The sequence below is a fragment of the Sanguibacter massiliensis genome, from assembly GCF_900240335.1.
Lineage (GTDB): Bacteria > Actinomycetota > Actinomycetes > Actinomycetales > Cellulomonadaceae > Flavimobilis > Flavimobilis massiliensis.
The window spans coordinates 1,842,702-1,849,704 of record NZ_LT964979.1 but is presented as its reverse complement, the minus strand read 5'-3'; the positions used below and the strand labels follow the sequence as shown (position 1 = coordinate 1,849,704).

Genomic DNA, 7,003 nt, shown 5'->3' with positions numbered 1-7,003 from the left:
GGTTGTGTGAAAGAAGAAGACGGCATTAGAGTTTTTTTTTTGAAGGAGGGGGGCGGCAACGGGTATCAGTTACGGTCGCGGGGGCGAGGAATTGTGAATAGGAGACAGCGGTTGGGGGGGGCCCGTGAGCACACCCCTCTACCGCCGTTACCGCCCGGACTCCTTCGCCGACGTCGTCGGGCAGGAGCACGTCACGGCACCCCTGCGGCAGGCGCTGCGCTCCAACCGCGTCAACCACGCGTACCTCTTCTCAGGGCCGCGCGGCTGCGGCAAGACGACGTCGGCGCGCATTCTCGCGCGCATCCTCAACTGCCACGCGAACACCGACGCGACACCGACGGATACCCCGTGCGGCACGTGCCCGTCGTGCGTCGACCTCGCGACGGGCGGCGCGGGCAGCCTCGACGTCGTCGAGATCGACGCCGCGAGCCACGGCGGCGTCGACGACGCCCGCGAGCTGCGCGAGCGCGCGACATTCTCACCGACGCGTGACCGCTTCAAGATCTTCATCCTCGACGAGGCGCACATGGTGACGCCTCAGGGCTTCAACGCGCTCCTGAAGATCGTCGAGGAGCCGCCGGCGTACCTGAAGTTCATCTTCGCGACGACCGAGCCAGACAAGGTCATCGGCACCATCCGCTCGCGCACGCACCACTACCCGTTCCGGCTCGTGCCGCCGGACGTCATGGTCCCGCTGCTCGAGAAGCTCTGCGCGGCCGAGGGCGTGCCCGTCGGACCTGGCGTACTGCCGCTCGTCGTGCGCGCGGGCGGCGGGTCCGTGCGCGACACGCTCTCCGTGATGGACCAGCTCATCGCGGGCTCGGGCCCCGAAGGCGTCGACTACGAGCTTGCGGTCGCGCTGCTCGGCTACACGCACGCGACCCTGCTCGACGACGCTGTGGAGTCGGTCGCCTCGCGCGACGGCGCCGCGCTGTTCCGAGTCGTCGACCGCGTCGTCGGCTCGGGGCACGAGCCGCGCCGCTTCGTCGAGGACGTGCTCGAGCGGCTGCGTGACCTCGTCGTCATCGCTGTCTCGGGCGACGACGCCGAGGCTGTGCTGCGTGACGTGCCTGCCGACCAGCTCGACCGCATGCGGTCGCAGGCCGCCGCGATGGGTGTCGCCGAGCTCTCGCGCGCCGCGGACCTCACGAACGACGCGCTCACGTCGATGAGCGGTGCGACCTCGCCCCGCATGCATCTCGAGCTCCTGTGCGCCCGGCTGCTCCTGCCGGCCGCCGCGGGCGGCGAGCAGTCGCTTGCGTCGCGCCTCGACCGGCTCGAGCGCGGACTCGGCCCCGTCGTCGCGTCCGGTGGCGCCACGCCTGACGCTTCCCCGGCGGCCGGAGCCCCAGCAGCTCCGCGCGAGGAGTACTCGGCGCCCGCCCCGCGCGGGGATGCCGGACGCGGGGCCTCGGCCGCGCGTGCCGCGCTCGCCGCAGCGACGGGGAAGGGGCCCGTGACTGCGCCGACTCCGGCAGCTGCTCCTGCGTCCGCTCCGGCTGCAGCGCCGGCAGCGGCGGCGGTCGCCTCTGCGGCCGCTACGCCGGCCGCGGACGTCGCGTCACCGGTGCAGCCGCAGCCGGTTTACGAGGACGACGCACCCCCGCCGTGGGACGTTCCGTCAGCGGTCGACGAGCCGGGGCCCGTGAGCGTGCCAGAGCCGGTGGCCGAGCCCGCGCTCGTCGTCGAGCCAGCACCTGGCACCGAACCTGCGCCGGCGGCCGACGTCCAGCCGCATCCTGAGCGCGAGACTGAGCCGACCGTCGTGCCTGAGTCGTCAACGTCCGCTGAGCCTGCCGCTCCCGAGCCGCGTGAGACGGACGACGACGCGACCCGCGCGCCCGCAACCGCAGCGGGCGAAGACTCCGAGACGCTGCGCCGCCGGTGGGACGAGGTCCTCGCGACGCTCTCGGACCTCAAGAAGGCGACGTGGGTGCTCGTCAAGGACAACTCCCGCGTCGCCGAGCTCACCCCGACGACCCTGCGCCTCGCGTTCACGGCTCCCGGCCTCGTCTCGGCGTTCCGTAACGGCCCGCACTCCGCCCTCGTGCAGCAGGCCGTCAAGGAGACGCTCGGCTACGACGTCCGCGTCGAGGGTGAGGTCCAGGGCGATGGGCCCGCGCCGGGTGCGCCCACGGAGCCGTCCACGCACGGCAGCACGGGGGCACCCGCGGCGCGTCCGCAGTCGGCCGCCGTTGCCGCACCCGCCACGCGCGTGCACGCGACCGTCGGCGACGCTCCTGCACCCCCCGACGCGCCTGCACACCCCGACGCTCCTGCAGGTCATGACGTTCCGGCGCAGCGCGACGAGCCTGCTCGCCATGACGGCGCGGCTCGTCCCGACGCATCGCACCGAGCGCAGTCGCAGGAACCGCTGACGCAGCCCGCACCGGGCGGCACCACGGTCTCCTCCGGGACCGTCGACTCGTGGGACGTCGTGCCCGTCGGCACCTGGACGCCCGACGAGCGCACGGCAGCTCCGGCGGAGTCGAGTCCGGCCGCATCCGAGGTGACGTGGGACGTCGTCCCGGTCGACTCGTCGTTGGCGACTGCCGCCCCGGAACGCTCGGCGCCTGTCGTGTCCGCCGCAGACGCGTCGGCGCCCGCGACGGACCCGTGGACGAACGTCGTCGAGCGGATCGTCGCCGAGCCCCAGCAACGGCACGAGCCGGCGCCCGCAGCCCGGCCCGCACCGAGCCCGACGCCTGCCGCCCCGGAGGGCGGGCGTCTCACAGGCGCCGCCGCCGCCCGTGCGGCCGCGCTCGCGGCCCGGACGCACGCTGCACATCCCCGCACTGCGAGCGCCGACGAACCCCCGCACGACGACGTCCCGCCGTCCGACGAGCCGTCGTACGAGGAGTACGAGGACTCCGTGCCGTTCACGGAGACGACGCTCATGGGTGTGCCGCTCGTCGTGCAGATCCTCGGGGCGACCGTCCTCGAGGAGATCGACGAGACCAACGCCTGAGTCTCGCTGCGGGCCGACGGCCGACGGTGTCGGTGGCGACGGATAGGCTCGGGGTGTGTACGAAGGAGCGGTTCAGGACCTCATCGACGAGCTCGGGCGTCTGCCCGGGGTCGGCCCCAAGAGCGCGCAGCGCATCGCGTTCCACCTCCTCGCGGCGGACGCGGACGACGTGCGTCGGCTCGTCGACGCACTCACGCAGGTCAAGGCCCGCGTGAAGTTCTGCGAGGTGTGTGGCAACGTCGCCGAGGAGGAACGCTGCCGCGTGTGCCGCGACCCGCGGCGCAGTCCCACGGTCATCTGCGTCGTCGAGGAGCCCAAGGACGTCGTCGCGATCGAGCGCACGCGCGAGTTCCGCGGCACGTACCACGTGCTCGGCGGCGCCATCAACCCGATCGACAACGTCGGGCCCGACGACCTGCGGATCTCCCAACTCATGTCGCGCCTCGCCGACGGACAGGTCACCGAGATCATCCTCGCGACCGACCCCAACGTCGAGGGCGAGGCAACGGCCACGTACCTCGCACGCCTGCTCGGACCGATGGGACTGAGGGTCACTCGCCTCGCGTCCGGGCTGCCCGTGGGGGGAGACTTGGAGTACGCCGACGAGGTCACGCTCGGGCGGGCGTTCGAGGGACGGAGGGTCGTTCATGGCTGACGATGCACGCATGACGCTCCCGGGCGGTGTCACCGAGGTCGGGGAGGCTTTCGCCGAGCAGGCGTCACGCTTCGTCGAGACCCTCACCCACGTCGCGTCGGGCGCGACGCCCGAGGCAGCGATCCCCGTGCTGCTCCTCGCGACGACGGACATCCTCGCGTCGGGTTCACGCCTCGGCGCGATGGTCGACGTCGTGCCGTCGGAGGAGTTCGAGCCGGACTCGGGCCCTGACACCGACGTCGAGCCGCTGCGGCTCGCGCTCGCCCGGATCCTCGACGGGCTCGACGCGTACCCCGAGGTCGTCGACCCGGTCCTCGGGCCGGAGCTCGACGCCACGAGCCTGTCCGACGGGCTCACCGAGATCACGCTCGCCCTCACGCAGGGCCTCGCCCACCACGACGCCGGCCACACGACCGAGGCCCTGTGGTGGTGGCAGTTCTCCTACCTCTCCGGCTGGGGCGCGACCGCAGCCTCTGCGGCGCGTGTCCTCGCGTTGATCCTCGGGCACCTGCGGCTCGACGTCGAGGACGACGTCGCCGCCGAGGCCGAGTACGACGCCCTGCAGCGCCACACCACCTGATGACGTCGGGCGGCCTCGACCTCTCGACGACGACGGTCCTCCTGCTCGTCGTCGCCGGCTTCACAGCCGGATGGATCGACGCCGTCGTCGGCGGTGGCGGGCTCGTCCAGCTGCCCGCACTCCTGCTCGTGCCCGGCATCAGCCCCGTGCAGGCGCTCGCGACCAACAAGCTCGCGGGCATCATGGGCACGTCCGTCGCGGCCGTCACCTTCTACCGGCGAGTCGGTCCCGACCTCCGAACGGCAGCACCGATGGCGGTGTGTGCGTTCGGCGGAGCCGTCGGCGGGGCCGCGCTCGCGAGCCGCATCCCCGCCGAGCTCTTCACGCCCATCATCCTCGTCGTCCTCGTCGGCGTCGCCGTGTGGACCGTCGCGCGGCCTGCGCTCGGGACGACGTCCCAGTTGCGGTGGGAAGGCAACCGCCATCGCGTCACCGCTGCCGCGGTGGGCCTCGCGATCGGGGCCTACGACGGGTTGCTCGGCCCCGGAACCGGCACGTTCCTCGTCATCAGCCTCGTCGGGCTCCTCGGGTACGCGTTCCTGCCCGCGTCGGCGATCGCCAAGATCGTCAACTTCGCGACGAACGCCGGCGCGCTCGTGTTCTTCGTGCCGCACGGCGCGGTGCTGTGGAGCCTCGGCCTCGTCGTCGGCGCCGCCAACCTCTGCGGCGGCTACCTCGGGGCGCGCATGGCCGTCGCGCGTGGCTCCGGGTTCGTGCGCGGCGTTTTTATCGTCGTCGTCTCCGTGCTCATCGTGCGGCTCGCGTGGCAGGTGCTCGCCGGCTGAGCCGGCGTCGTCCCCGAGCGCGGGCCTTCCCGACCGCGCCGCCCGCGCCGCTACGCCGCACGCAGCGCTACGCCGTGAGCGCAACGCGTTCACCCGGGCAGGGTGTGCGAGGGGCTGACCGACGGACGCGACCGGAGTACCTTGGAGCCTAGGTCGCGCGCAACGGGCGTGCGCTGGGAGGAAGGGGGTGCCGCATGGGCATCGATGACCTCGCCGCGAAGGCGAAGAGCGCTCTGGCGGAGCACGGCGACAAGGTCTCGGACGGCCTCGAGAAGGCCGCCGAGTTCGTGAAGTCCAAGACCCCTGACAGCGTCGACGCCAAGATCGACTCGGGGGTCGACTCCGCCCAGGAGTACATCGCCAAGCAGCAGCAGGCCTGAGATACAGCCCCCGACGCCCGCACCCCCGATGATGGCGGTGCGGGCGTCGTGCTGCCCGCACCTTCTCGTCTCCGCGAGCGCAGCATGCGCTCGATAGCGGATCGTGACGTGCGCGCCGTACCGATCCGCTATCGAGCGTTCTCCCGGGGGCGGCGACATGGCTCGATAGCCCATCAGGCCAGGTATGGCGCACGGATGGGCTATCGAGCCAAAGCGGGGAAGGGACGGGGCGGGTCCGGGGGGTGGATGGTCCGTGCGGAGCGGCGCGCGGCGCCGCTACCATCGGGGTGTTCGAACAAGCATCTGGTGGACGTTTAGATCAACGGGACCAGTGACGAAAAGAGCACACATGGCACTCATCGTGCAGAAGTACGGCGGCTCCTCGGTGTCGGACGCCGAGAGCATCAAGCGCGTCGCCAAGCGCATCGCCGAGTCCAAGCGGGCCGGGAACGACGTCGTCGTCGTGGTCTCGGCCATGGGGGACACGACGGACGAGCTCATCGACCTCGCCCAGCAGGTGACGCCCGCCCCGCCGCAGCGCGAGATGGACATCCTCCTCACCGCCGGCGAGCGCATCTCGATGTCGCTCCTCGCCATGGCGATCAACAACCTCGGCGTCAAGGCGAAGTCCTTCACGGGCCAGCAGGCCGGCGTCATCACGGACGCCGTGCACGGCAAGGCGCACATCGTCGACGTCGTGCCCTCGCGCGTCCGCGAGACGATCGAGAAGGGCGCCGTTGCGATCGTCGCCGGGTTCCAGGGCGTCACGCGGGACACGAACGACGTGACGACGCTCGGTCGCGGCGGCTCCGACACGACGGCCGTCGCGCTCGCGGCGGGCCTCGGCGCAGACGTGTGCGAGATCTACTCCGACGTCGACGGCGTGTTCACCGCCGACCCCCGCATCGTGTCGGCGGCCCGCAAGGTCGACCGCCTCACGTACGAGGAGATGCTCGAGATGGCGGCGAGCGGAGCGAAGATCCTCCACCTGCGCTGCGTCGAGTACGGCCGTCGCTACGACGTGCCGATCCACGTGCGGTCCTCCTTCTCCGGCAAGGAGGGCACTCTCGTGACCAACCGACCCCTGACCGCCGAGAACGGCGAGGAGCTCCCGATGGAAGACCCGATCATCACCGGCGTGGCCCACGACCGGTCCGAGGCCAAGATCACCGTCGTCGGCGTGCCCGACGTTCCCGGCACCGCTGCGCGCATCTTCGAGGTCGTCGCGACCGCGGGCGCGAACATCGACATGATCGTCCAGAACATCTCGGCGGCCCAGACGGGCCTCACCGACATCTCGTTCTCGCTGCCCGAGGGTGACGTCCCGGCGACGCTCGCGGCCCTGCGCGTCGCACAGGACGAGATCAAGTTCGAGTCGCTGCAGTTCGACGACCAGATCGGCAAGCTCTCGCTCGTCGGCGCCGGCATGAAGTCGAGCCCGGGCGTCTCCGCGAAGCTCTTCGGGGCGCTGCGGGACGCGGGCATCAACATCGAGATGATCTCGACGTCCGAGATCCGCATCTCGGTCGTCACGCGGGAGGACTCGCTCGACGACGCCGTGCGCGCGGTCCACTCGGCCTTTGGTCTTGACGGTGACGCCGAGGCCGTCGTCTACGCAGGAACGGGGCGCTGAAC

General features: G+C 71.6%; 6 protein-coding genes. All 6 read left to right on the top strand.

All coding sequences use genetic code 11. The features are described from left to right. Positions 1 to 124 precede the first annotated feature (124 nt). Positions 125 to 2,968: a DNA polymerase III subunit gamma and tau gene (locus tag C1729_RS08630; RefSeq protein WP_102509584.1), complete on the top strand. Its 2,844-nt coding sequence runs from the start codon at positions 125 to 127 to the stop codon at positions 2,966 to 2,968. A gap of 55 nt (positions 2,969 to 3,023) precedes the next feature. Next, entirely contained in the window at positions 3,024 to 3,623 is a 600-nt protein-coding gene (recR, locus tag C1729_RS08625; RefSeq protein WP_102509583.1) for a recombination mediator RecR, read from the top strand. Further along, entirely contained in the window at positions 3,616 to 4,203 is a 588-nt protein-coding gene (locus tag C1729_RS08620; protein ID WP_242493766.1) for a DUF5063 domain-containing protein, read from the top strand. Before recR ends, C1729_RS08620 begins: the two co-directional genes overlap by 8 nt. Continuing rightward, entirely contained in the window at positions 4,203 to 4,988 is a 786-nt protein-coding gene (locus C1729_RS08615; protein ID WP_102509581.1) for a TSUP family transporter, read from the top strand. Before C1729_RS08620 ends, C1729_RS08615 begins: the two co-directional genes overlap by 1 nt. A 194-nt stretch (positions 4,989 to 5,182) precedes the next feature. Continuing rightward, the gene (locus C1729_RS08610) at positions 5,183 to 5,368 is read left to right on the top strand and encodes an antitoxin (protein WP_102509580.1); all 186 of its coding nucleotides are present in this window, start codon (positions 5,183 to 5,185) and stop codon (positions 5,366 to 5,368) included. A 349-nt stretch (positions 5,369 to 5,717) separates the two neighbouring features. Further along, positions 5,718 to 7,001 carry an aspartate kinase gene (locus tag C1729_RS08605; RefSeq protein WP_102509579.1) on the top strand — a complete coding sequence of 428 codons (1,284 nt, stop codon included), beginning with the start codon at positions 5,718 to 5,720 and terminating at the stop codon, positions 6,999 to 7,001. Positions 7,002 to 7,003 lie beyond the last annotated feature (2 nt).